Origin of the sequence: Actinomyces gaoshouyii (assembly GCF_002072175.1) — a bacterium.
GTDB classification, from domain to species: Bacteria; Actinomycetota; Actinomycetes; order Actinomycetales; family Actinomycetaceae; genus Actinomyces; species Actinomyces gaoshouyii.
In genome coordinates this window covers 290,083-312,927 of record NZ_MVIV01000001.1, presented here as the reverse complement: position 1 = coordinate 312,927, position 22,845 = coordinate 290,083, and the positions used below count along the sequence as shown (strand labels likewise).

16 protein-coding genes are annotated in these 22,845 nt (G+C 72.3%); 3 read left to right on the top strand and 13 right to left on the bottom strand.

Annotation, left to right across the window (positions count from 1 at the left end):
• Positions 1–25 precede the first annotated feature (25 nt).
• The 4 genes from B1H50_RS01340 to hisN all read right to left on the bottom strand — a co-directional run bounded on the left by B1H50_RS01340 (position 26) and on the right by hisN (position 6,616).
• Complete coding sequence (locus B1H50_RS01340; RefSeq protein ID WP_080461984.1) at positions 26–3,361, bottom strand: AAA family ATPase; 3,336 nt, start codon at positions 3,359–3,361, stop codon at positions 26–28.
• Positions 3,361–4,716, bottom strand: a complete 1,356-nt coding sequence (locus B1H50_RS01335; RefSeq protein WP_080461983.1) for an exonuclease SbcCD subunit D — start codon at positions 4,714–4,716, stop codon at positions 3,361–3,363. The genes B1H50_RS01340 and B1H50_RS01335 overlap by 1 nt, the downstream gene beginning before the upstream one ends.
• A gap of 81 nt (positions 4,717–4,797) precedes the next feature.
• A complete protein-coding gene (locus B1H50_RS01330; protein WP_080461982.1) occupies positions 4,798–5,637 on the bottom strand; it encodes an undecaprenyl-diphosphate phosphatase in 840 nt (279 codons plus the stop codon).
• A 166-nt stretch (positions 5,638–5,803) separates the two neighbouring features.
• Complete coding sequence (hisN, locus tag B1H50_RS01325; protein ID WP_080461981.1) at positions 5,804–6,616, bottom strand: histidinol-phosphatase; 813 nt, start codon at positions 6,614–6,616, stop codon at positions 5,804–5,806.
• A gap of 309 nt (positions 6,617–6,925) precedes the next feature.
• Here hisN and B1H50_RS01320 point away from each other — a divergent pair, with 309 nt between their 5' ends.
• Positions 6,926–7,468, top strand: a complete 543-nt coding sequence (locus B1H50_RS01320; RefSeq protein WP_080461980.1) for an NAD(P)H-dependent oxidoreductase — start codon at positions 6,926–6,928, stop codon at positions 7,466–7,468.
• Positions 7,469–7,531: 63 nt separating this feature from the next.
• Here the strand turns inward: B1H50_RS01320 and B1H50_RS01315 are convergent, their stop codons facing one another.
• From B1H50_RS01315 to B1H50_RS01305, 3 genes are all read right to left on the bottom strand, one after another.
• Positions 7,532–8,593, bottom strand: a complete 1,062-nt coding sequence (locus tag B1H50_RS01315; protein WP_080461979.1) for a zinc-binding dehydrogenase — start codon at positions 8,591–8,593, stop codon at positions 7,532–7,534.
• A gap of 109 nt (positions 8,594–8,702) precedes the next feature.
• Complete coding sequence (locus B1H50_RS01310) at positions 8,703–9,482, bottom strand: ABC transporter ATP-binding protein (RefSeq protein WP_095532451.1); 780 nt, start codon at positions 9,480–9,482, stop codon at positions 8,703–8,705.
• 62 nt (positions 9,483–9,544) lie between these two features.
• Positions 9,545–10,603 carry an ABC transporter substrate-binding protein gene (locus tag B1H50_RS01305; protein WP_080461977.1) on the bottom strand — a complete coding sequence of 353 codons (1,059 nt, stop codon included), beginning with the start codon at positions 10,601–10,603 and terminating at the stop codon, positions 9,545–9,547.
• Positions 10,604–10,625: 22 nt separating this feature from the next.
• Between B1H50_RS01305 and B1H50_RS01300 the strand changes: the two genes are divergently transcribed.
• Both B1H50_RS01300 and B1H50_RS01295 read left to right on the top strand, forming a co-directional pair.
• On the top strand, positions 10,626–11,675 hold the full coding sequence (locus B1H50_RS01300; RefSeq protein ID WP_080461976.1) for a FecCD family ABC transporter permease: 1,050 nt from the start codon (positions 10,626–10,628) through the stop codon (positions 11,673–11,675).
• Positions 11,672–12,769 carry a FecCD family ABC transporter permease gene (locus B1H50_RS01295; RefSeq protein WP_080461975.1) on the top strand — a complete coding sequence of 366 codons (1,098 nt, stop codon included), beginning with the start codon at positions 11,672–11,674 and terminating at the stop codon, positions 12,767–12,769. The genes B1H50_RS01300 and B1H50_RS01295 overlap by 4 nt, the downstream gene beginning before the upstream one ends.
• A gap of 165 nt (positions 12,770–12,934) precedes the next feature.
• Here B1H50_RS01295 and B1H50_RS01290 read toward each other — a convergent pair whose 3' ends face one another.
• From B1H50_RS01290 to B1H50_RS01265, 6 genes are read right to left on the bottom strand one after another with little or no spacing between them, the layout of a single operon-like run.
• Positions 12,935–14,962: an ATP-binding cassette domain-containing protein gene (locus B1H50_RS01290; RefSeq protein ID WP_080461974.1), complete on the bottom strand. Its 2,028-nt coding sequence runs from the start codon at positions 14,960–14,962 to the stop codon at positions 12,935–12,937.
• Positions 14,959–15,786 (bottom strand): molybdate ABC transporter substrate-binding protein, encoded by an 828-nt coding sequence (gene modA, locus B1H50_RS01285; RefSeq protein ID WP_080461973.1) that lies wholly within the window; start codon positions 15,784–15,786, stop codon positions 14,959–14,961. Before modA ends, B1H50_RS01290 begins: the two co-directional genes overlap by 4 nt.
• Positions 15,787–15,802: 16 nt before the next feature.
• Positions 15,803–16,594, bottom strand: coding sequence for a respiratory nitrate reductase subunit gamma (gene narI / locus B1H50_RS01280; RefSeq protein ID WP_080461972.1), 792 nt, complete (start codon positions 16,592–16,594; stop codon positions 15,803–15,805).
• 2 nt (positions 16,595–16,596) lie between these two features.
• Positions 16,597–17,376, bottom strand: a complete 780-nt coding sequence (gene narJ / locus B1H50_RS01275) for a nitrate reductase molybdenum cofactor assembly chaperone (RefSeq protein ID WP_080461971.1) — start codon at positions 17,374–17,376, stop codon at positions 16,597–16,599.
• Positions 17,373–19,058, bottom strand: coding sequence for a nitrate reductase subunit beta (narH, locus tag B1H50_RS01270; RefSeq protein ID WP_080461970.1), 1,686 nt, complete (start codon positions 19,056–19,058; stop codon positions 17,373–17,375). The genes narJ and narH overlap by 4 nt, the downstream gene beginning before the upstream one ends.
• Positions 19,058–22,798 carry a nitrate reductase subunit alpha gene (locus tag B1H50_RS01265; RefSeq protein WP_080462077.1) on the bottom strand — a complete coding sequence of 1,247 codons (3,741 nt, stop codon included), beginning with the start codon at positions 22,796–22,798 and terminating at the stop codon, positions 19,058–19,060. Before B1H50_RS01265 ends, narH begins: the two co-directional genes overlap by 1 nt.
• Positions 22,799–22,845 lie beyond the last annotated feature (47 nt).

Here is a 22,845-nt window from a genome sequence, read left to right as displayed (position 1 = left end):
TGGCCGGCGGTGCGCGGGCCCGCACTCATCGGGCGCGCAGGGTGAGCGTGGAGCCGACGCCAGCACGGCGCACCTCCACCCGGTCGGGGACCTGGCGCCGGAGCTCCTCAACGTGCGAGACGATGCCGACGGTGCGCCCGCCGGCCTGGAGCCGGGAGAGCTCACCCATGACGTTGTCGAGCGCCTGCGGGTCGAGCGTGCCGAAGCCCTCGTCGATGAACAACGTCTCCAGGGTGGTGCCGCCGGCCTCGGCGGTGACGACGTCGGCCAGTGCCAGGGCGAGGGAGAGGGAGACGTAGAAGGTCTCACCACCGGACAGGGTCCGGGGGTCGCGCGGGTCGTCCCCGGCGTCGTGGTCGATAACGGCCAGGCCCAGGCCGCGGTCCTTGCGCCGCGCGGAGCCTGCCTCCTCGGTGGTGCTGGCCAGGCTGAAGCGTCCGTCGGACATCTCCTCCAGGCGCTGGTTGGCGAAGGTGAGGACCTCGGCGAACCGTTCGACGAGGACCCAGGTCGCCAGCGGCGTCGCCCGGTCGTTCGTCCCGCCGGCGAGCTCGGCGACGCGCAGCAGGGCCTGCTGGTCCGCGCTCGTGCGGCTGAGGGTCCGGGCGGCCTCGCGCACGGCCCGGGCGGCCTCATCGAGGGCCGCGTGGGCGGCACGTGCCTGCTCGACGGCGCGCACCGCCTGCGTGTGGGCGGCGTCCGCGTCGGCGTGGGCGGCGGTTGCGGCCTCGACGTCGGTCTGCTCCTGACCTGTGAGGGAGGCGACCGCCTCCTCGGCGAGTCCCTGCCTCACGCGCTCGCGGTCGGCGGCGACGGCGGTGACACGCGCACGCAGCGCGTCGAGTTCGGCTGGGGCCAGGGAGGCCTGGTGGACCGCCTCGAGCGAACCGAAGCCGGCGTCGGCCAGGGCGGTGCGCAGGTCGGCGTGTGCCTGCACGGTCGCGTGTACGGCATCGACGGCACCGTGCACGGCGCGGGCGGCCGAAGCGAGAGCGTCAGCGCGAGCCGTCATCGCGCTCGCGCGGGCGCTGACGGAGGCTTCAGCTCCGCGCGCCTGCGTCAGGCGCTCGGCCTCGGCGTCCAGCTGGCGCTCGGTGTCCGCCAGGTGCTGCGCCTGGGTGGTGGCGGCGGCCTGGCGCGCGGCCAGGGCCTCCGTGAGCGCGGAGGTCTGCTGGGCGAAGCCCTCGAGCTCGGCGGAGAGGGCCTCGACGCCTGCGGCCAGCGCCTGGTGCTGCGAGAGCGCGGCCTCGGTGGTCGTGAGGGCGTCGGCTGCGGCGCGCACATCGAGCCCGCCGGCCTGCTCCTCGGCGTCGGCGCGCTGCCGCTTGAGGGAGTCGAGGTCCCCGGCCCGCTCGGCCAGTAGCGCGGCGGCCTGCTTCTCGGCAGCGTCGGCGGACTCGACGTCGGCGCGGGTGACGGTGCCATCCTCGACCGGGGCGGGACGGGGGTGCTCGGTCGAGCCGCACACGGGGCAGGGCTCACCGGTGCGCAAGTCGGCGGAGAGACTGCCGGCAGTCAGGGCGATCCAGGCACGACGTCGGGTGTGGAGCGTGTCCGCCGCCTGCTCGGCCGCGCGCCGTGCGGCGTCGGTCGCCTCCTGGGCGGCGAGAACCTGCTCGGTGAGCCGGGCGACGCGCAGGGCGGCCTCATGCCGGGCGCGGGCGGCGTCGCGTGAGGCCACAAGCGTCGGGACGAGCGACTCGGCGGCGCGGGCGGCGGCGAGCGACGCCTGAAGCTGAGCGTGGTGGGCGGGTCGCTCAGCCAGGGCGTCGCGCTCCTGCGTGATCGCAACGATCTCGGCGGCGTGATCCGTGCGCGTTCGGGCGAGGGCGTCACGACGGGAGGGCAGGGAGGCTTCGGACTCGACGAGGGCCTGCAGGGCTCCGGCGTCGAGCCTCTCGCGGTCGGCTGCCGCCTCCAGGTCCTTGGCGCTGGCCCTGGACGCGGTGGTGAGGGCGTCGAGGTCTGCGGGTGCGAGGTCCCCGACGTCGTGGCCGTCCGCAGCGGTGGAGGCCGTGGGGTCGGCGGACTGCACAAGCACAGGCCTTAGCGCCTCCAGGGCGCGTGCGCCGCGCACAGCGGTGAGGGGCAGCGGTGTGCCCGGGGGCCCAGGCGCACCGGACGCCCCTGATTCCGCTGGATCCGCGGGGGTGGACGTGTGGTCCGACGCCGCCTGGGCGCATGCGCTCAGTGCCGGCTCCAGCGCATCGAGCGCCCCAAGGGCGGTGCGGGCGTGGCGCTGCGCCACAGCAGCGGGGGAGGAGACGCGTGCGGCCCTCTCAGCCAGGGTGAGGCGCTCGGCGTCGGCGTCATCAGCCTCGGCCGAGAGCGCCAGGCGGTCCTGCTCGGCCAGGAGCCTCGTGCGCCGGTCGATGAGGGCGGCGAGGTCCCGAGTGTCCCGGAGGCTGCGGGCGGCGGTGTCGCGCTGCTCGGCGGCGCGTGCCAGGGCGTCCTCGCGGGCCCGCACGTGGCCGTGGGAGCGAGCCAGCGCACTGTCGATGGTGCGGGTGAGGGCCTCGTCGTCGACAACAGGCTGGATGAGGGCGGCCTCCAGCTGCTCCGCCGTGCCCGACGCGGCCTCGGCGTCGGCCCCGGACAGCGCGTGCGGGCGTACGCAACCGGCGTCCCCGGGGCTGCCACCCGGCGCTGCGCCACCCGCCCCCAGCCCCTGGCCCAGAAGGGTGATGAGGCGCGTGAGCGCCCCGGTCAGTGCCGTGCGGGCCTCCTCGGTGCGGCGGCGGGCGTCACGCGAGCGGTTAGCGAGCTCGTCCTGGATCCGGTCGTAGAGACCCGTGCCGAACACGTCACGCAGCAGCACATGACGCTCCTGGGAGGAGGCGCGCAGGAAGCGGGCGAACTTGCCCTGGGGCAGGACGACGGTCTGGGTGAGCTGCTCGCGGGTGAGCCCGACGACCCGTGTGATTTCCGGGCCGACCTCGCGCGGGCCGACGACGGGCTCCTCGCCCGGCTCCTCGACGGCCTGCTCGTCCAGGGAGGTCAGCCGCCACAGGTGGGCGCTCGCCTTCTGCGTCGTCCTGCCGGCCCCACGCTTCTTGGGCCGCTCGTACTCGGGCGTGCGCCGCACCTTGAACACTCCGGCACCGGTGGAGAACACCATCTCGACGACGGTCGGCTGCTCGGGGGACGCGTAGCGCGAGCGGATGCGGTCCTTAGAGGAGTCCGAGGCGTCGGCGACCTCGCCGTACAGGGCGAAGACGATCGCGTCGATGATCGTCGTCTTGCCCGAGCCGGTCGGGCCGGTGAGGAGGAAGCGGCCCGAGTCGGCGAAGCGGTCGAAGTCGATCGTCTCGGTGCCCGCGTAGGGACCGACGGCCGTCATCGTCAGGCGGTGAATACGCATCACAGGCTCCTCTCGGCGGCGCGGACGGCCTCGTAGGCCTCGCTGAGGACGGCGGACTCGGCCGGGCTGGGCTCCCTGCCCCCGACCTCGGCGAGGAACTGCTCGCTGACCTTCACGGGGTCGGCCTGACGTGTGATAACGACCCGTTCATGCGGACGGGCGGTGGGGGCGATCCGGCTGAAGGAGAGCATGTGGGTGAAGCGCTGCTTGAGACGGGCGAGAGCGCCGTGGGGCAGTTCCCCGGTGAGCTCGACGCGCAGCCAGGCGTCGGTGAGCTCGTCGTAGCGCGGTGAGAGCAGCTCGGCCATCGTGGCGCGCACGGTCTCGATCCGGTGGGGCGCGGGGGCAGGGACGAGCTCGGTGCTGCTGACGCCGCAGGCGCCGACGTCGATGAGCACCGAGGACTTGGCGCAGGGCGCCTCGGAGAAGGAGAAGGGCAGCGGTGAGCCGCAGTAGCGCAGCACCGGCAGGACGGTGTCGACGGGCCGGGCCTGCGCGTGCAGGGCCTCGGGCAGGTGGACGGCCTGGGGGCGGTGGAGGTGGCCCAGGGCGACGTAGTCGAGGCCGCCCGCCTGCGCTGCCAGGGGCGAGCCGCCAAGCGTGACAAAGACCTGGGAGGGGACGAGGTCCACGCCTCCGACCCTGATGTCCCGCTCGGACTGTGTCGTCGCCGGGGCGTCCTTAGCGGGGGACAGCGAGCCGTCCTCGCTCGTGCGCGCGGGCGCGACGAAGGCGTGCGCCATGACGAGGGCGGGCGTGCGCACCGGCGAGGCGGCCCTGCGTGCCGCAAGGTCCGCGGCGACGAGCCGCAGGGCGCCGCTGACGACGGCCTCGTGGGAGCGCGCCAGTCTGGGCGGCTGCGGCTCGCCGTCACCCGCAGCCGGGCCGTCGTCCTCACTGCGCTCACCGAGCTGCTCGGCGAGCAGACGCGGCAGGGTGGCCCGGGCGGCGTCCGGGTCGAGGTAGGGCAGGGCATAGACGAGCGCGCCCGGGCCGCCGTCGGCGTCGGGTAGCACGACGGCGTGGTGGACGGCGTCGGTGCGCGCCCGGATGACGAGGCCCTCGCCCATGAGCTCCGCGGCGAAGCCCAGGCGGCGGGCGGAGTCGTGGTTGCCGGGGGTCAGGACGACGCGGGTGCGCTCACTCAGGCGCCGCAGCGTCTCGTCGAGCAGGCGCACCGAGTCCGTGGGCGGCACCGCCCGGTCGTAGACGTCCCCGGCCACGAGGACGGCGTCGACGCGCTCGGTGCGCACGAGCCCGACGAGGTGGTCGGCGAAGGCCGCGTGGGCGTCGTCGAGCGCGCGTCCGTGGAAGGTCCGCCCCAGGTGCCAGTCGGAGGTGTGCAGGATCCGCATGGGCACACTGTCTCACGGGGCGCTGACGCGAATGAGAGGCGTTAAGGGGCCGGATACCCCTTGGCGCCGTCGCCGGAGCGATCAGGCCGCGACGGCGCCCGTGGCCGCGAGGGCCGCGATGACGCCGCCGAGCGCCACGCGGTAGACGAGGAAGCCCGTGAACTTGTTGGAGGAGACGAACTTGAGCAGCCAGGCGATGGTTGCGTAGGCCACGATGCCGGAGACGACCGTGGCGATGATCGTCGCGCTCCAGCCGATGCTCGGGTCCGAGATGTGGTCGAAGGCCGTCACGGCCTCGAGCGCGCCGGCCGCGAGCAGGGCGGGGATGCCCAGGAAGAAGGACAGGCGCGTGGCCGTCACCCGGTCGAAGCGCAGGAAGAGTCCCGCGGAGATGGTCGCACCCGAGCGGGAGATGCCGGGGAAGACCGGGGCGAGCGCCTGGAAGACTCCGATGATGAGGGCGTCCTTGATGGACACATCCCGCATGCCCTTATCAAGGTCCGTGCGGGTGTCGGCCATCCACATGACCGCCGACCAGATGACGAGGGCGGCCGCGATGATCCACAGGGATCGCGCCGTGACCTCGATGAAGTCCTTGAAGAGCAGCCCGATGACCGCCACCGGGATGGAGCCGAGGATGACGCCCCAGCCCAGCGTGCAGTCGGGGTCGCGGCGGGCCTCCTCGTTCACCAATCCCCTGCACCAGGCGGTCACGATCCGCACGATGTCGCGCCAGAAGTAGACGACGGCGGCCAGGATCGCGCCGACCTGGATGACCGCGGTGAAGGCCGTCATGCCCACCGAGTCGATGTCGTAGCCCAGTAGCTTCTCGACGATGTTGAGGTGCCCGGTCGAGGACACCGGAAGGAACTCGGTGATGCCCTCGACGATGCCGAGCAGGACGGCGTGCAGCCAGTTCATGGGACTCCGATCAAGGAACGATGACGGGGCCGGTGCCTCCGTGATGCTTCGGGAAGGCTACCGGCGTCGAGCCCTCGGCGCCATCCGCACTGACTGGTGCGGTTCCCGCCCACTGGTGCGGGCAGGGCGCACCTCTCGGTGGAAACGGCACCGATCGGTGCGGATATCAGTCGGTCTCGGAGCCGAGGTGCTTCATGATCGCCTTGTGAAGGCGCCCGTTGGAGGCGACAGCGCTGCCTCCCCAGGGCCCCGCTTCACCGTCGAGCGAGGTAAAGGCGCCGCCCGCCTCGGTGACGATGGGCACGAGGGCCGCCATGTCGTAGAGCTCCAGCTCCGGTTCGGCCGCCAGATCCACGGCCCCCTCGGCCAAGAGCATGTAGGACCAGAAATCGCCGTAGGCGCGCGTGCGCCAGCAGGACTGCATGAGCGAGAGCATCCCGCGCAGGCGATGGCGCTCGGCCCATCCGGACAGGGAGGAGTAGGACAGCGAGGCGTCCCCGAGCGAGCCGACGCTGGAGACTCCCAGGCGCTTGGCGGAGGATAGGGACCGCCCGGTCCAGGTGCCGCCGCCGGTCACCGCCCACCAGCGCTTGCCCAGTGCCGGCGCGCTCACCAGCCCGACGACGACCTGCCCGTCCTCGACGAGCCCGATGAGCGTGGCCCACACCGGCACGCCCCGCACGAAGTTCTTCGTGCCGTCGATCGGATCGATGACCCACTGCCGGGGGGCGTGGCCGGTGGGCGGCAGCTCCTCGCCGAGGACCGAGTCGCGTCCGCGGGCGCGCGCGAGGTAGTCGCGCACCAGCTTCTCGGCGGTGCGATCGACCTCGGTGACGGGGGTCAGGTCGGGCTTGGTCTCGACGTTGAAGTCCTGGGCCTCGAAACGGGGCAGCGTGAGGGCGTCCGCCTGATCCGCGATGGTGTGGGCCAGGTGCAGGTCGTCGCGCCAGCGGCGCTCGGGCGAGATGGGGGCGCTCATGGCACCACGGTAGCGCCCGTGGGACGCTCGGGTGGGAAGACCGGCCCTGCTGAGGCGCCACTGCGTCGGCCCAGCGCGGCTCCGCCCGCGCCCCCATACCGCTGCTGCCTCTCCGCCGATGGGCCCAACGGGCTGCGCGGCGCCGTCGGAGAGCGCCGGGAGGCGATGAGCCGTGGCGGCGAGTCGGGGTGGGCCTGCTCACCTTGTATCACGCCGGGCTCTCATGCGGGGTGGGCTCCCGATAGGCTCGAACCAGGATGACCCGGCCCCTGGTCCGGCCCGGTCTCATGGACAACTGAAGGAGCAGTCGTGAACACCCTGGTTCTCGTCTTCCACCCTGACATGACCTCCTCCGTGGTGAATCGCGCCCTGGCCGCGGAGGCGGAGGGCGTGTCGGGTGTGACCGTGCGCCGGATGTACGACCTCTATCCCGATGGCGTCATCAACGTCGCGGCGGAGCAGGCCGCCATGGATGGCGCGGACCGCATCGTCATCCAGTTCCCCCTGCACTGGTTCTCCGCCCCGCCGCTGGTCCAGCAATGGCTCGACGACGTCCTGACCTTCGGGTGGGCCCACGGGCCCGACGGCGTCGCCCTGCTCGGCAAGGAGCTCATGATCGCCACCACCGCGGGCGCCGCGGAATACGGCCGACAGCGCATGGTGGGCTACTCGCTCACCGAGCTCCTGCGCCCCTTCCAGGCCTCGGCCGCCACCTGCTCCATGACCTACCTCGTCCCCTTCATCGTCATGGGCTGTCTGGGCATGATGGAGACGGATCTCATGGCGCGCTGCGCCGAGTACCGCAGCGTCCTGACCTCCACGAACCGCCCCATCCTCGGGCGCCTGGAGTAGGCCGGGGCGGCGCAGCCCTCGTTCCCGGGGTGCGCGGCGCCGCCGGGAACGGGGGCCACGGGCTCAGACCTCCAGGAGAACCTTGATCTCGCGGCGCTCATCCATGGCCCTGTAGGCCTCGGCGGCCTCGTCCAGCGGCAGGCGCTTGGTGAAGACGCGGCCGGGGTGGATCTCCCCGGCGTCGATGCGCTTGATGAGGTCGGGCAGGAAGCGGCGCACGGGGGCGGGCCCGCCCTCGAGGTGGACCTCGCGGAAGAACAGGTTGAAGCCGTCGATCGTCTGGTCGTGCGAGACGCCGACGAAGCCGATGTAGCCGCCGGGACGGCATGAGGCCAGCGCCTGGTCCATGGACTCCTGGGAGCCCACGGCCTCGCACACGCCGTGCGCACCGTAGCCGTTCGTCAGCTCCTTGACCTTCGCCGCGCCCTCCTCGCCGCGTTCGGCGATGACGACGTCGGCCCCGAACTCGCGGGCCAGTGCCGCGCGGTCCTCGTGGCGGGAGAAGGCGATGACCCGCTCGGCCCCCAGCGCCTTGGCGGCCAGGACCGCCGAGAGCCCCACGGCGCCGTCGCCCACGACGGCGATCGTCTTGCCCGGACCGGCGTTCGCGGCGACGGCGGCGTACCAGCCGGTGCCCAGGACGTCCGAGGCTGCGAGGTAGTCGGCGAGGCGCTCGGGGTCGTCCGGCTCGCCGCCGGGGACCTTCACCAGGGAGCCGTCGGCGAGCTCGACGCGCATGTACTCGGCCTGGCTGCCGGTGTAGTGCCCGGCGTTGGCGCAGCGCGAGGGGTAACCGGCCCGGCAGATCTCGCAGGTGCCGTCGGAGAGCATGAAGGAGCCGATGACGAAGTCCCCGAGCTCCAGGGTGCGGACATCCTCGCCCTTCTCCACGATGGTGCCGACGTACTCGTGGCCCATGTACTGGTGGTCGACGGGCTGGGCGCCCCGGTAGGGCCACAGGTCGGAGCCGCACACGCAGGCGGCGGCGAGCTTGATGACGACGTCGCCGGGCCCCGCCACGCGCGGTGTCTCGATGGTCTCCACGGCGACGTCGCCGGGTGCGTTCATGACGACTGCGCGCATGGTGGCGGGCAGGGCGGGGGCTGTCGGTGGGGTGGTGCTCATGGCGGGGCCTCTCTGATAAGAATCGGTCGATTCGTCAGAGCCTACGGAAGCCGCCGCACTCGCAGCCAGGCCCTCTCAGTGCCAGGAATGGCCCGCCGCCGGGCGGGCGTCAGGGCCGGCGGGGCAGGGGCAGCACCATGGGCGTGCCCGTCAGCGGGTCGCTCATGACCCGCACGGGCAGCCCGAATGCCTCCTCGACGACCTCCTCCGTGATGACCTCCGACGGCGCCCCATGGGCGAGAATCCGCCCCGAGCGCATGGCGATCACGCGATCGGCGTAACGGCAGGCCTGGTTGAGGTCGTGCAGTACCGCCACGATCGTCGTGCCGAGGGAGGCGTTGAGCTCGCGGCACAGCTCGAGGACCTCCACCTGGTGGGCCAGGTCGAGGAAGGTCGTGGGCTCATCGAGCAGCAGGATGTCCGTGCGCTGGGCCAGCGCCATGGCGATCCACGCCCGTTGGCGCTGTCCGCCGGACAGCGAGGAGACGCGGCGGCCCGCCAGCCCCGTCACATCGGCGCGCTCCATGGCCTCGCTGACGGCCTCGTCGTCCTCGGGCGACCACTGGCGCAGAACCGACTGGTGGGGGTAGCGCCCCCGGGCCACGAGCTCGTGGACGGTGATCCCCTCGGGGGCGAGCGACGACTGGGCGAGGAGACCCACCCGCCGGGCGAAGGCCTTGGGGCGCATCCGGGCGACCGGCCTGCCATCGAGGACGACGCCACCGCTGTCGGGAGTCAGGACACGGCTCAGCGCGCGCAGGAGCGTCGACTTCCCGCAGGCGTTGGGACCCACGATCATCGTCACCTCCCCGGGGGCGATGCTCACCGAGAGGTCCTCGACCACCGGATGGAGGGGCTGGTAGGAGAGCGTGACCGCCTCGGCGGCCAGGCCCGGTGCGCCATCGGGCGTGAAATCGGGGGCGGGCGCCCGATGGCGGTGGAGGCCCCGCCTCACTTGACCGTCGTCGAGACAGTCGTCAGGACGAAGCGGGCGGCCGTGGGCCCGGCGTTGAGGTAGAAGGGGTCGTCCTCCACCTGGATCGCCCGGCCGGCGGTGACGGCCCCGAGCGTGGGCCACAGTGCCGCCGAGGTCAGGGCGGAGGCATCGCCCTGCACGCCGTAGAGGATCCAGGAGGCATCGGCCTGGTCGAGCTGCTCTGCGGAGATGTCGTGGGAGGTGTCCTCGGTGAAGGACTGGGTCTGCGGGCGGGCCACGCCCATATCCGCCAGGACGGATCCGGCGAAGGAGATCGCCCCGAAGATCCGCGTGCGGTCGCCGTTCTTGCGCAGCAGGGAGACGGTGCCGGCGCCGTCGATCGGCTTCCCGGCCGCGGCGGCGTCGGAGTGGAAGATGTCCAGCCAGGTGCGGGCCGCGTCGACCTTCCCCAGGGCGTCCGCGAGGAGGAGGAAGTCCTGCTTCCAGTACTGGCCCGTGCCCTGCGTGACGACGGTGGGCGCGATGTTGGACAGGGTCGTGTAGAGGGCCGCCGGATCCTTGCCCGTGTTGTTGACGAGGATGAGGTCCGGGGCGAGATCGGAGATCGCCTCCACGTTCGGCTCCTTCCGCGAGCCGACCTCGGTGATCGCCCCCAGTGCGCCGGCCTGCTCCGGGAAGGCCCTGGCCAGGTAGTCGGGGACGGCCTTCGCCCCGTCGCCGGCGGCCGCGCCCACCGGTACGACCCCGAGCGTGAGAGCGGCGTCGAGCTGGCCGGTGGAGATGATGACGACCTTGCTGGGGGGCGCCTGGATCGTCGTCGAGCCCTGGAAATGGCCGACCGTCCGGGGGAAGATGCCGTCGCCCTGCCCCGATCCCATGCCCTCGGGGATCGTGGTGGGGATGGAGGATGTGGGGGTCGGGGCGCCGGGGGCGGCCGAGGACTCGCCGGTGGCGGCTCCGCCCGAGGCGGAGGAGGCGTTGTCGCCGGACGAGGAGCAGGCGACGAGGATGGGCAGCGCTGAGGCGAGGGCGGCGGCGGAGAGCACGGTGCGTCGACTGTGGAGATGAGCCATGTGGGTAGGCTAACCTCATTGCATGCGATTTGCCCATACGAGCGCGAGGAACGGGCGCGCCCCCGGGCCCGGCAATGCCCCCGCGGCGCGCCTCCTGCTCCTGGCCGCGGTGGGGGCCGTGATCCTCGCCCTCCTCGTGGTGCTGAGCCTGGCCATCGGCTCGCGACCGCTCGGAGCGGGTGAGACGGTGCATGGCCTGCTCGCCCGTGATCGCAGCGTCCCCTCCATCATCGTCTGGCAGCTGCGCATGCCGCGCACCCTCCTGGCCATCGGGGCCGGCGCCGGACTCGCCGCGGCCGGCGTCGTCATGCAGGCCCTCACCCGCAACCCCCTCGCCGAGCCCGGCATCCTGGGCGTCAACGCGGGAGCGGCGCTCGCCGTCGTCCTGTCGATCTGCCTGCTGGGGCTCACCGGCGTGACGGAATACCTCTGGTTCGCCTTCGCCGGGGCCGCGGCCGCCGCCGGGCTCGTCCACCTCATGGCGGGCCGCTCCGGCCGCGCCGGGCCGACGCGCCTCGTCCTCGCCGGGGTCGCCCTGGGAGCCTCCCTGGGCGCGATCACGGGGACCATCACCATGCGCGACACGCAGGCCTTCGACTCCTACCGCTTCTGGGTGGTGGGGTCCCTGGAGGGGCGCGGCGCGGAGGTCCTGGCCTGGGTCGCGCCCTTCCTCCTGGTCGGCCTGCTCCTGGCGATGGCCTTGGGCCACGCCCTCAACGCGCTCGCCCTGGGGCAGGAGCAGGCCAGCGCGCTCGGGGCGCGCGTCGGCGCGGTGCGGGCCCTGGCGCTCGTCACCATCACACTCCTGTGCGGGGCGACCACGGCGGCCATCGGCCCGATCTCCTTCGTCGGCCTCATGGTCCCCCATGCGCTGCGCCTCCTCCTGGGCGCAGATCAGCGGCGCATCCTCGCGGCCTCCCTCATCGCCGGGCCCGCGCTGCTGCTGCTCGCCGACGTCGTCGGGCGGCGCCTCATCTGGCCCGATGAGCTGGAGGCGGGCGTGGTGACCGCCTTCCTCGGGGGTCCCGTCCTCATCGGCCTCGTGCTCGCCCGCCCGAGGCGGCGCGCGTGAGTCGGCGGGACGGAGCTGAGGCGGCCGGCGCGGCTCGCCCCTCCGCATGCCTGGGAACCCCGAGGGCGCAGTTCGCCGTCCCCCTGGGACGGGGGCGCTCGATCCTGCTCCACCGGCGCGCCCTGGCAATCACCCTCATCCTCCTCCTGGCAGCGCTGATCGTGAGCACCGGTGCCCTTCTCACCGGTGCCTACCGGCTCTCCGCCGCCGACGCGCTGGCGGTCCTCGCCGGCTCCGGCAGTGATCTGGACAGGTTCATCGTGCTCGACCAGCGCCTTCCGCGGGCCCTCGCCGCCCTGCTCATCGGGGCACTGCTCGCGGTGGCCGGCGCCGTCTTCCAATCGCTGTCCCGCAACCCCCTGGGCAGCCCCGACATCGTCGGCTTCACCAAGGGCGCCACCACCGGGGGACTGGTGGTGATCCTCCTGTCCACGGCGTCATCCCTGCCGATGATCGCCCTGGGAACGATTCTGGGAGGCCTCGTCACGGCCGTGCTCGTCGTGCTCGCGGCCCTGCGGCGCGGCGCGAGCGGCGATGCCCTCATCCTGGTCGGAATCGCCCTGTCCCAGATGCTCGCCGCGAGCAACGACTACCTGCTCACCCGCGCCACGATCGAGAGCGCCGAGGCCGCCAAGGCCTGGCAATTCGGCTCCCTCAACGCGATCACCTGGGCGCAGGTGAGCCCGCTCCTGGCCGCGGCCGCTCTTCTCCTGCCGCTCATCGCGTGGCTCGGCCGACCCGCCGGGATCCTCGAGCTCGGCGACGACGCCGCCACCGCCCTGGGGCTGAGTGCTGCGCGGGCCCGGGGCATCCTCCTGGGCTACGGAGTGGTCCTGGCGGCCGTTTGCGTGGCGGTGAGCGGGCCCATCGCCTTCCTGGCGCTCGCGGCTCCCCAACTGGCGCGCCGCGCCTCGCACTCGGCCGGCACCGCCCTGGCGGCCTCAGCCGCGATGGGCGCGCTGCTGCTCGCGCTGGCTGATGTCCTCGCCGCCCGCCTCCTCGCGCCGTTCCAGATCCCGGTGGGCCTGGTCAGTGCCGCTTGCGGGGGCCTGTATCTGCTGTGGTTCGTGGGTCTGCGCAAGGAGGAGCCGTGACCCATGGAGGGCGGCGGGGTTCGAGGACCGCTCGGGCGATTCGCCGCCGGGGGCGGATCGCGCGCGAATGCCGATCCCCCTGATCCGCGCCATCGTCTGAAGCGGCGCAGTGCCATGAGGAGGAATCCTCGAACCTCGCCACTTCGTCCGCAACGGGCGGGCGGATCAGCCGCGCGGGACGACCCGGACCTCGACGGCCTTGATGATGGCGATGAGCTCGCGGTCGGGGGCGATGCCGAGTTGGGCGACGGCGGCTGCCGTTACCGAGGCGGCCAGGCGGTGCCCTCCGCTCTCCAGGCCCACCGACACCAGGGCTCCCGAGCGCTCGACCGTGCGCACGACGGCGGGCAGCGCGTTGCGCGGCGAGCCCGAGGGGGCCTCCTCATAGAGGGCCACGGCCTCCGGGGGGATGAGCGCGGCCGCGGGCTCGCCCTCCCTGACCTCCTGGTCCGGGCGCCCATGGATGACCATTCCGGCCCCCAGATCGACGCGGGGGTCCTCCCGACTGCCCGCTGCGGTGCCCATGAGGATGGACATGCCGGTCAGGCGCGCGGTGAAGTCACTGCCCGGAGCCGATAGCACTCGCGCCGCCTCCCCGCGCTCGACCACTCGCCCCGCCTCCAGGACGACGACGTCGTCGGCCAAGGAGGCGATGTCGAGCACGTCATGGGTGACGAGCAGGACCGTCAGGCCCTCCTCGCTCGCCCGCCGGGTCACGAGAGACCGCATCTCCTGACGGGCCCCCGCATCGAGGGCCGCCATGGGCTCATCGAGGATGAGCGCGCGAGGGGAGGTCGCCAGCGCCCGCGCCAGGGCCACTCGCGCGGCCTGCCCGCCGGAGAGCGCGCCTCCGGATCGTCCGGCGAGGTGCTCGGCGCCGACGGCCACCAGCTCGGCCCGGGCCCGCTCCCGTGCGGCTCGGCGCCCCAGGCCCTGGCAGCGCGGTCCGAAGGCGACGTTCTCCAGCACGGACATATGCGCGAAGATCCCCGGCTCCTGGGAGAGCAGGGCGATACCGCGCTGGCCCGCGGGCACGAAGCCGGTTCCGTCGAGCACGCGTTCCCCGAGCCGGACCTCGCCGCCGGTGGCGTCGAGGAGCCCCGCTGCCACGAGGCAGGCCGTGGACTTCCCGGATCCATTGGGGCCGATGAGGGCCAGCCTGCGCCCGGCCCCGATCTCCAGGCAGACCGACACGTCGCGCTCGGCGGAAGTGAAGGAGATTGTGAGCGGCAGGCGGCGTGCGTTCCGCTGAGTGTGGGGAAGGGCGGGCTCGTCCTGTGACGCGGGCATCGGGACTGGTGGGAGCGCCGACGGATGCTCGGTGCCCGAAGGTGCGGGGGACCGGCCCGCGGGGAGGAGCCACCGCTGGAGCAGCGTCCCCCACGGCACCGTCGTCGCCCCCACGACCAGGGCGGCGGCGGCGATGAGGACGACGGCGAGTGCCAGCGCGGTGGCCGTGTCCTCCTCCCGCTGGAGGTAGATCGCCAGGGGCATCGTGCGCGTGACCCCCTCCTTCGAGCCCGCGAAGGCGATGGTGGCCCCGAACTCGCCGAGGCCGCGTCCCAGTGCCAGCGCCGTCCCCCGCGCCAGTGCAGGCCCGACCATCGGCAGGGTGATGCGGACCAGCAGCCTCCACGGCCCGGCGCCGAGCGTGCGGGCGATCATCTCCGCCCGCTCATCGCGCGAGCGCAGCGCCGCCTCGAGCGTCACCACCAGGAAGGGCATGGCGACGAAGACCTGCGCGATGACCACCGCCGTCGTCGAGAAGGCGATGCGCATCCCCCAGGCATCCAGGACCCCTCCCAGCACGCCCTTCTTGCCGAGGGTCGCCAGCAGCGCGATCCCCGCCACGACCGGCGGCATCGTCATCGGCAGGACGGCGAGAACCCGCGCCAGGCGCACTCCGCGCCACTGCCGGGACAGCAGCAGCGCCAGCGGCGCCCCGAGCAGCACGCAGATGGTGGTGGAGGCGAGGCAGGTGCGCAGCGACAGCCCCAGCGCCGCCGTGGCGGAGGGGGAGGACAGCAGCTCCGGCAAACGGCCCCAGGCGACCCGCGTCCCCATGCCCGCCAACGGCAGGATGATGAGCGCCGCCCCGGCCAGCCCGAGGAGCGCCACCGTCAGGGGCAGCGGGGCCCGGGCGGCCCGGGAGCGGCGCGGCAGCGGCCACAGTGCCGTCCGGGCGAGCGTCACTGGTCGGGGGCGCCGAAGCCGTGCGCCGCGAGGATCGCCTGGCCCTCGCTGCCGCGCGCGAAGTCGACGAATGCCTGGGCGGCGGCAGGGTTGGCGGCTGATGAGGTCACCGCCAACGGGTAGTGGTTGACGACGCCGCCGTCGGGGATCGTGACCTCATCCGACGCGTCTGCGGAGGCCGCAGCGTCGGTTCTGTAGACGATGCCGGCGTCGGCCTCGCCCGACTCCACCTTGGCGCGCACGTCGGTCACCTTCTGCTCCTCGGAGGAGGGGGAAAGGGCGACGCCCAGGGCCTCCTCGAGCCTGTCCGTGGCATTGCCGCAGGGGACGGCGTCGGCGCAGATGACGAGGTCCTTGCCGGCCAGTGAGGAGTCCAGGCCGGTGATGCCCCCGGGGTTGCCCGGCGGGACGATGAGGGTGAGCCGGTTGGTGGCGAACTCGGATGGGCGCGTTACGAGGGACTGCTCGGTTGCCGAGGCGATCGACCTCTCGTCAGCGGTGGCCAGGACGTCGGCCGCCGCGCCGTTGGCGAGAGCGGAGACGAGATCCTGGGAGCCCTGGAAGTCGTAGGTGATCGTCAGACCGGGATTGTCCTCGGTGAGCGCGGCCCCGATCTCCTCGAAGGCCTCCTTGAGGGAGGCCGCGGCGAAGACGGTGAGCTGACCGGCCACCGCAGTGGTGGCGCCCGCCGGGGCCCCCGTCGCCGCCATGGGTGCGGAGGCCGTGGAGGATGGGGTCCCGGAGCACGCTGCGGGCGCGCAGGCGGGCGCGAGGAGGAGCGCGATGAGGACGGCGCGGCTCGGGAGGAGATCGCGGAGGCGCATGGGCGCAGTATCCCTCTTACGCCCCTTCGGAGGCGGCGACGTCGTCGGGGCCCTGATTCCCGGTGCCCTGCGTGCGCACCGGGTCCCAGCCGCGCCTGGGGGCGACGGCCGCGGTGCGCGGTGCGCGGGAGCGGTAGACGACGTAGGGTCGGGACATGTATCCCACGGGAGCCGAGACCGCGTGGACGAGCCGCGTGAAGGGCCAGATCGCGAAGAGCAGCAGGCCGGCGACGATGTGCAGCTTGAAGACCATCGGGACGTCCGCCATGAGGGCCGGTTCGGGGCTCAGCAGGAAGATCGAGCGGAACCAGGGGCTGATCGTCTCACGGTAGTCGTAGCCGTGCTCGCCTCCCAGGAGCTGGGTGGTGATGGTGGCGCACGCCCCCAGGAGGATCGGGATGAGCAGCATGACGTACATGACCATGTCGTTGCGCGTGGTCGCCAGGCGCACGGACTTGACCACGATGCGCCGGTAGAGCAGGCCCCCCAGCCCGACGATCGTCATCAGGCCGGCGATGGTGCCGGGGATGACCGCCATGAGGTGGTAGGCGCGCTCCGGGATGCCCATGGCCTCGGTGAGGGACTTGGGGATCACGAGACCCATGAAGTGCCCGAGTGCCACGAAGAGCACCCCGAAGTGGAAGAGGGGGGAGGACCAGCGCAGGATCCGGTTCTCATTCCACTGCGAGGAGCGGGAGGTCCAGCCGTACTGGTCCGTGCGCCACCGCCACCACAGGCCGACGGCCAGGAGGAGGAAGGCGGCGTAGGGCAGGCCGACCCACAGGACGTAGTGCTCGAAGGTGCTCATGCTCACTCCTGGACGGGGGCGACGCCGAGGACGGCCTCGCTCTGGAACTGCTGGAAGGGACCCGCGACGGGCATCGAGATGGGGACTGAGGGGGGCGCTGAGGGGAAGGGCAGGACCTCAGTGACGCCCACGGTCTCCGTGGGCGGGCCGGCCGCCACGAGCCGGCGGATCCTCTCCGCGGTGGGCTCGTCCAGTGGCGCCAGGGTCATGCAGACCGCCTCGATGAGGTCGGCGTAGGGGGAGCCGATATCCGTCAGGGCGCTGCGCAGCACCTCGATGCCCTCGCGATGCGAGGCGAGCAGGGCGCCGGCGATCTCGTCGCCGCTCTCGACGCTGCGCGCGGAGAACTCCAGGACCACCGGGAGGTAGTCGGGGAGCTCATCGCCGACCATCTCGTAGCCGGAGGCGGCCAGGGCCTGCTTGAAGGCCACGAGGGCGGCCCCGCGCTGGCGCGTGTCGCCCACCGCGTAGTAGGTGAGGTACAGGCAGCAGCGTCGGCGCCGGTCGAAGATGTCCACGTAGTGCTCGGCCAGGGCGCGCTCGCCTCGCCGGCGGGCATCCGCCACGAAGCCGGCCAGGCGCTCCCGTACGGGATCGGGCACGCCCGCCAGCGCTTCCTCAACGGCGTCCAGGCGCCTGCCCAGCTCCCCCTCGCGGGGGTAATCCAGGAGGAGTGAGGCGCACATATGCGCCGCGGCCCGCTGGGAGGCGGTCATTTCCACCGCTTCCAGGGGCTCCAGCGCCAGGGGCGGGCGCACGAACAGGGCGCCGGGAGCGCTCATCGAGGCGCCTTCCCGAGACGCTCGACCACCGGGACCGGGCGGGTGTCGTCGTCCTCCAGGGGCATGCCGAGGACGGGCATGCCGGGGCGGTGCGCCGCGCCCAGGGCATCCGGCCCCGCCGCGGGCACGGGGGAGCGGCGGATGGTCGGCAGGGGCAGGGTCACGGGACCGTATCCCGCCTGCCCGTGGAGGCCCGAGGCATCGGAGTGGCAGGCTGACGGCGCGCCGTCGCCCAGCAGCATGCGCACGTCCTCGCCCATGGCCGCCATGCCGCGGGGGATCTCCGGCTTGGCGGTGGGGATGACGTAGCGGTCGTCGTAGTTGGCGACTCCCAGCAGCTCGTACATGCTCCTCAGGGCATCGCCGGTCATGCCGACGGCGGCGGCGATCTCCTCATCGGGCTCCTGCCCCACGCGAATATCGCGCATGTAGGAGCGCATGGCGGCCAGGCGCCGCAGGACCCTCTCGACGACGTCGGTGTCGCCCGCCGTGAACAGGCCCGCCAGGTACTCCAGCGGGATGCGCATCTCGGACACGGCGGTCAGCAGCACTCTGTGGTTCTCCCCGTCCAGGCCCGCGGCCACGGCCTCGTCGACGATCGGCGAGAGCGGTGGGATGTACCAGACCATCGGCAGGGTGCGGTACTCGGGGTGGATCGGCAGGGCCACCTCGTAGGCGGAGATGAGGTCCCACACCGGCGACTGCTGCGCCGCGGTGATCCAGGTCTCCGGGACGCCCTCGGCACGGGCGCCCCGGATGACCGCCGGGTCGTGGGGGTCCAGCAGGATGTCGCGCTGGGCCATGTAGAGGTCGCGGGGGTCCTCGACGGCGGCCGCCTGGGAGACGCGGTCGGCGTCGTAGAGGAGGACGCCCAGGTAGCGCAGGCGCCCCACGCAGGTCTCGGAGCACACGGTCGGCATGCCGATCTCCAGGCGCGGGTAGCACAGGGTGCACTTCTCGGCCTTGCCGGTGGCGTGGTTGAAGTAGACCTTCTTGTAGGGGCAGGCGCTCACGCACATGCGCCAGCCGCGGCAGGCGTCCTGGTCCACGAGCACGATGCCGTCCTCGGCGCGCTTGTACATGGCCCCGCTCGGGCAGGCCGACACGCAGGTGGGGTTGAGGCAGTGCTCGCAGATGCGCGGCAGGTAGAACATGAATGTGCGGTCGATCTCGGTGGAGACGCGCTCGTTCATGCGCGCGAGCACCGGGTCCTCGGCCATGGTCTCGGTCGAGCCGCCCAGGTTGTCATCCCAGTTGGGGCCCCAGGAGATCGTCGGCATGTACTCGCCGGTCAGCTGGGACTTGGCGCGGGCCACCGGCAGCGCGGGGGAGTCCTTGGGGGCCGACAGGAGCTTGTCGTACTCGTAGGTCCACGGCTCGTAGTAGTCCTCGACCACCGGCATATCCGGGTTGGCGAAGATCGTGGCGAGCTTGCGCAGGCGCCCGCCGGAGCGGGGCTTGAGCCGCCCGCCGGGGGTGCGCACCCACCCGCCCTTCCACCGCTCCTGGTCCTCCCAGGAGCGCGGGTAGCCGACGCCCGGACGCGTCTCCACGTTGTTGAACCACATGTACTCGGTGCCCTCGCGGTTCGTCCAGGCTTGCTTGCAGGTCACCGAGCAGGTGTGGCAGCCGATGCACTTGTCCAGGTTCATCACCATGGCGATCTGCGCCATGACCTTCATCAGAACGTCACCTCCTGATTGGTCCGACGGCGGATCAGAGTGACCTCGTCGCGGTTGTTGCCCGTGGGGCCGATGTAATTGAACGCGTAGGTGAACTGGCCGTAGCCGCCGGTGAAGTGGCTGGGCTTGAGGACGATGCGGGTGAGCGAGTTGTGCGTCCCCCCGCGCCGCCCGGAGCGCTCGGTGAGCGGGGTGTTCATCGTGCGCTCCTGCGCGTGGTGCATGAGGACCATGCCCTCGGGCACGCGGTGCGAGACGTTCGCCCGGGCCGCCACGATGCCGTTGCGGTTGTAGGCCTCCACCCACTCGTTGTCCCGCACCCCGATCTTCTCGGCGTCGGCGGGGCTCATCCACACCTGCTGGCCGCCCCGGCCCAGCGTGAGCATGTGGAGGTTGTCGTAGTACTGGGAGTGGATCGCCCACTTGTTGTGGGCGGTGATGTAGCGCACCGCCACCTCGACGGCGCCCTCCTCCGTGGGCCCCACGTGGCCCACGGGCTTCTCCCCGTACAGGGCGGTGAAGTCCAGTGGGGGTCGGTACTGGGGGAGGGACTCGCCCATGTCGATGATCCAGTCGTGATCGAGGTAGTAGTGCATGCGGCCGGTGACCGTGTGCCACGGCTTGTCGTGCTCCACGTTGACGCAGAAGGCCGTGTACCGCCTGCCCCCGTGCTCGGAACCGGACCACTCCGGGGTCGTGATGACGCCGACGGGCGCGTCCTGGGTCTGCTGGAAGGTGACCTGCTTGCCGGCCTCCTCCTGGCTCAGCTCGATGAGCTCGGTGCCGGTGCGCTTGGACAGGGTCGCCCAGCCCTGGGTGGCCAGGCGCCCGTTGGTGGCCCCCGACATGTGCATGACGCCATCGCCGGCGCGGATGGGGGTGTCGACGAGGGGGCGGCCCTGCGCCGCGCCCGCGCCGGTGCCGTGGGCGGCGGCGAGCTCGCCCATCTCCTTGTCCGGGATGAGCATGATGCCCTTGGCCGGGATGCCGACCGTGTCCGCCAGCGGGCCCAGGGCATTGAACTTGTTGAGGATCTGGGTGTAGTCGCGCTCCACGGGCACGAGCTTGGGCATGGTCACCCCCGGTACCCAGCCGTCCGGCAGGCCCGAGATATCCCCGTGCGCCATGGTGAGGGCCTCGGGGGTGTCGTGGTTGATGGGCGCGGCGACGATGTCGGTCTGCGTGCCCAGGTAGGCCGGCGCCCACTGCGAGACCAGGCGCGCGAGCTGCTGGTAGATGTCGAAATCGCTGCGGGCCTCCCACGGCGGGTCGATCGCCATATTGAAGGAGTGGATGAAGGGGTGCATGTCCGTGGTGGACAGGTCGTACTTCTCGTACCATGTGGCCGCGGGCAGGACGATGTCGGAGTGCAGGGTCGTGGAGGTGTTGCGGAAGTCCGCGGTCCACATGAGGTCGAGCTTGCCCTTGGGGGCCTCGCGCCAGGTGACGGAGGCCGGGCGCAGCGCCTCGGGGGTCTCCTGGGCATTGACGTCGTTGTCGGCGCCGATCATGTGCCGCAGGAAGAACTCGGTGCCCTTGGCCGACGAGCCGAGCAGGTTGGTGCGCCAGTTGGCCAGGATCCTCGGGAAGTTCTCCGGGGCGTCGGGGTCCTCGCAGGCGAAGCGCAGCTCTCCGCTGGTCAGCTGCGAGACCACGTAGTCGGCCGCGCTCATGCCCGCCTCCTCGGCCTGCTGGCCCAGCAGCAGCGGGGAGCGGTTGAACGTGGGGTAGGACGGCACCCAGCCGCGCTTCATGGCCTCGACCATGACGTCGGTGGTGGTCTTGCCGGCCAGGGTGCCCGGGCCCAGCGGCGAGGCGACGCGCTCGGCCCGGGTGGTGTCGTAGCGCCACTGGCTGGTGGTCAGGTACCAGAAGCCGGTGGAGATCATGTGGCGCGGGGGGCGCGCCCAGTCCAGGGCGAAGGCCCACTGCTGCCATCCCCCGATGGGGCGGACCTTCTCCTGGCCCACGTAGTGCGCCCATCCGCCGCCGTTGACGCCCTGGGTACCGCACATGGAGGTCAGCGCGAGGATCGTGCGGTAGATCTCGTCGGCGTGGTAGTAGTGGTTGATGCCCGCCCCCATGATGATCTGGGAGCGTCCGCGGGTCTGGGCGGCGTTGGTGGCGAAGTCGCGCGCCGCCCGGATGAGGGCGGGTCCGGAGACGCCGCACTGCTCGGTGGCCCAGGCGGGCGTGCCCGGGACGGTGGCGTCCTGGTAGTCGGCGGGCCACGCCCCCGGTAGCCCCGGTCGCTCGACGGCGTAGTTGGCCAGGAGGATGTCGTAGACGGTGGTCACCAGTGTGCCGTCGGCCAGGCGGGTGGCGGGCACGCCCCGGTGGATGATGCCGCCGCCCACGGTGCCGGAGGGGGTGGCCGAGGCGGGCAGGTCGAAGCGGGGCAGGAGCAGCTCAGTGGGCTCCACCCGTAGGCCGGCGTCCTCCAGCTCCTCGATGCTCATGACCGGGTCGACGCCGTCCATGCGCAGGTTCCAGTGGCCGAGCCCCTCATCGGTGAAGCGGTCGGCCAGGGTGCCGCGCGGATCGGCCGGGCCGCCGGCGCGGTCCCACACCAGGGGGCGGAACTCGTTCTTCGGCATGCCCTCGGCCACGCCCGGCACCCGGTCGGCGGTGAGGAAGCGCCCGGGGATCATGCCGGTGCCGTCGGGGGCGCGCAGGAGCTCGACGAGGAAGGGGGCATCGGTGCACCTCCTCATGTAGTCCAGGAAGTAGGGGGTGCGCGCCCCTACGTGGAACTCCTTGAGGATGACGTGCCCCATCGCCATGGCGGCGGCGCCGTCGGTGCCGGGGGCCACGCGCAGCCACTGGTCGGCGAACTTCGTGTTGTCGGTGTAGTCGGGGGAGACCGCCACGATCTTCGTGCCGTGGTAGCGGGCCTCGGTCATGAAGTGCGCGTCGGGCGTGCGGGTGAGGGGGATGTTGGAGCCCCACATGATGAGGAAGTCGGAGTTGTACCAGTCGCCGGCCTCGGGCACGTCCGTCTGGTCCCCGAAGACTTGGGGGGAGGCGGGCGGCAGGTCCGCGTACCAGTCGTAGAAGGACAGCATCGTGGCGCCGATGAGCTCGTGGAAGCGGGCTCCCGCCCCGTAGGAGATCATGGACATGGCGGGGATGACGGAGAAGCCGGCGCAGCGATCCGGGCCCCAGGTGCGGATCGTGTGGACGTAGGCGGCCGCCATGATCTCCATGGCATCATCCCAGCCGACCCTGACCATGCCGCCCTTGCCCCGGGCCGACTTGTAGGCCCGCGCGATCTCGGGGGTGTCGGTGATCTCCGCCCAGGCGGCGACGGCGTCGCCGGCGTTGCGCTCCTTGGCGGCGCGGAAGGCGTCGAGCAGGACGGAGCGCACGTAGGGGTAGCGGATGCGGGTGGGGGAGTAGGTGTACCAGGAGAAGGCGGCGCCGCGCGGGCAGCCGCGGGGCTCGTAGTCGGGCATGCCCGCCGGGGTGGCCGGGTAGTTGGTGATCTGCTTCTCCCAGGTGATGACGCCGTCGGTCACGTAGACCTCCCAGGCGCACGAGCCTGTGCAGTTCACGCCGTGGGTGGAGTGGACCATCTTGTCGTGGCTCCACCGGTGGCGGTAGAAGGCATCGGCCTCTCGGCCCCCCTCGAGGAACAGCCTGCGCGCGTCGTTGGAGGCCTTGCCCCGGCGCAGGTAGGAGCCGAGGCTGTACAGGGACGCGCCGGGCTCGGCCACCGCTGCCGCATCCTCGGAGATCATCGGGGCGCTCGGCTGGGCGAGGTGCCTCGGGTCCGCTGGACTGGTCA

What these genes read in the sequence shown, in the direction of transcription:
- B1H50_RS01335 (WP_080461983.1), bottom strand. Translation starts at nt 4,716, where the DNA reads ATGCGGATCCTGCACACCTCCGACTGGCACCTGGGGCGGACCTTCCAC.
- modA (WP_080461973.1), bottom strand. Translation starts at nt 15,786, where the DNA reads ATGCGCCTCCGCGATCTCCTCCCGAGCCGCGCCGTCCTCATCGCGCTC.
- hisN (WP_080461981.1), bottom strand. Translation starts at nt 6,616, where the DNA reads ATGAGCGCCCCCATCTCGCCCGAGCGCCGCTGGCGCGACGACCTGCAC.
- narI (WP_080461972.1), bottom strand. Translation starts at nt 16,594, where the DNA reads ATGAGCACCTTCGAGCACTACGTCCTGTGGGTCGGCCTGCCCTACGCC.
- B1H50_RS01340 (WP_080461984.1), bottom strand. Translation starts at nt 3,361, where the DNA reads ATGCGTATTCACCGCCTGACGATGACGGCCGTCGGTCCCTACGCGGGC.
- narJ (WP_080461971.1), bottom strand. Translation starts at nt 17,376, where the DNA reads ATGAGCGCTCCCGGCGCCCTGTTCGTGCGCCCGCCCCTGGCGCTGGAG.
- B1H50_RS01300 (WP_080461976.1), top strand. Translation starts at nt 10,626, where the DNA reads ATGCGATTTGCCCATACGAGCGCGAGGAACGGGCGCGCCCCCGGGCCC.
- B1H50_RS01330 (WP_080461982.1), bottom strand. Translation starts at nt 5,637, where the DNA reads ATGAACTGGCTGCACGCCGTCCTGCTCGGCATCGTCGAGGGCATCACC.
- B1H50_RS01315 (WP_080461979.1), bottom strand. Translation starts at nt 8,593, where the DNA reads ATGAGCACCACCCCACCGACAGCCCCCGCCCTGCCCGCCACCATGCGC.
- B1H50_RS01265 (WP_080462077.1), bottom strand. Translation starts at nt 22,798, where the DNA reads ATGATCTCCGAGGATGCGGCAGCGGTGGCCGAGCCCGGCGCGTCCCTG.
- B1H50_RS01305 (WP_080461977.1), bottom strand. Translation starts at nt 10,603, where the DNA reads ATGGCTCATCTCCACAGTCGACGCACCGTGCTCTCCGCCGCCGCCCTC.
- narH (WP_080461970.1), bottom strand. Translation starts at nt 19,058, where the DNA reads ATGAAGGTCATGGCGCAGATCGCCATGGTGATGAACCTGGACAAGTGC.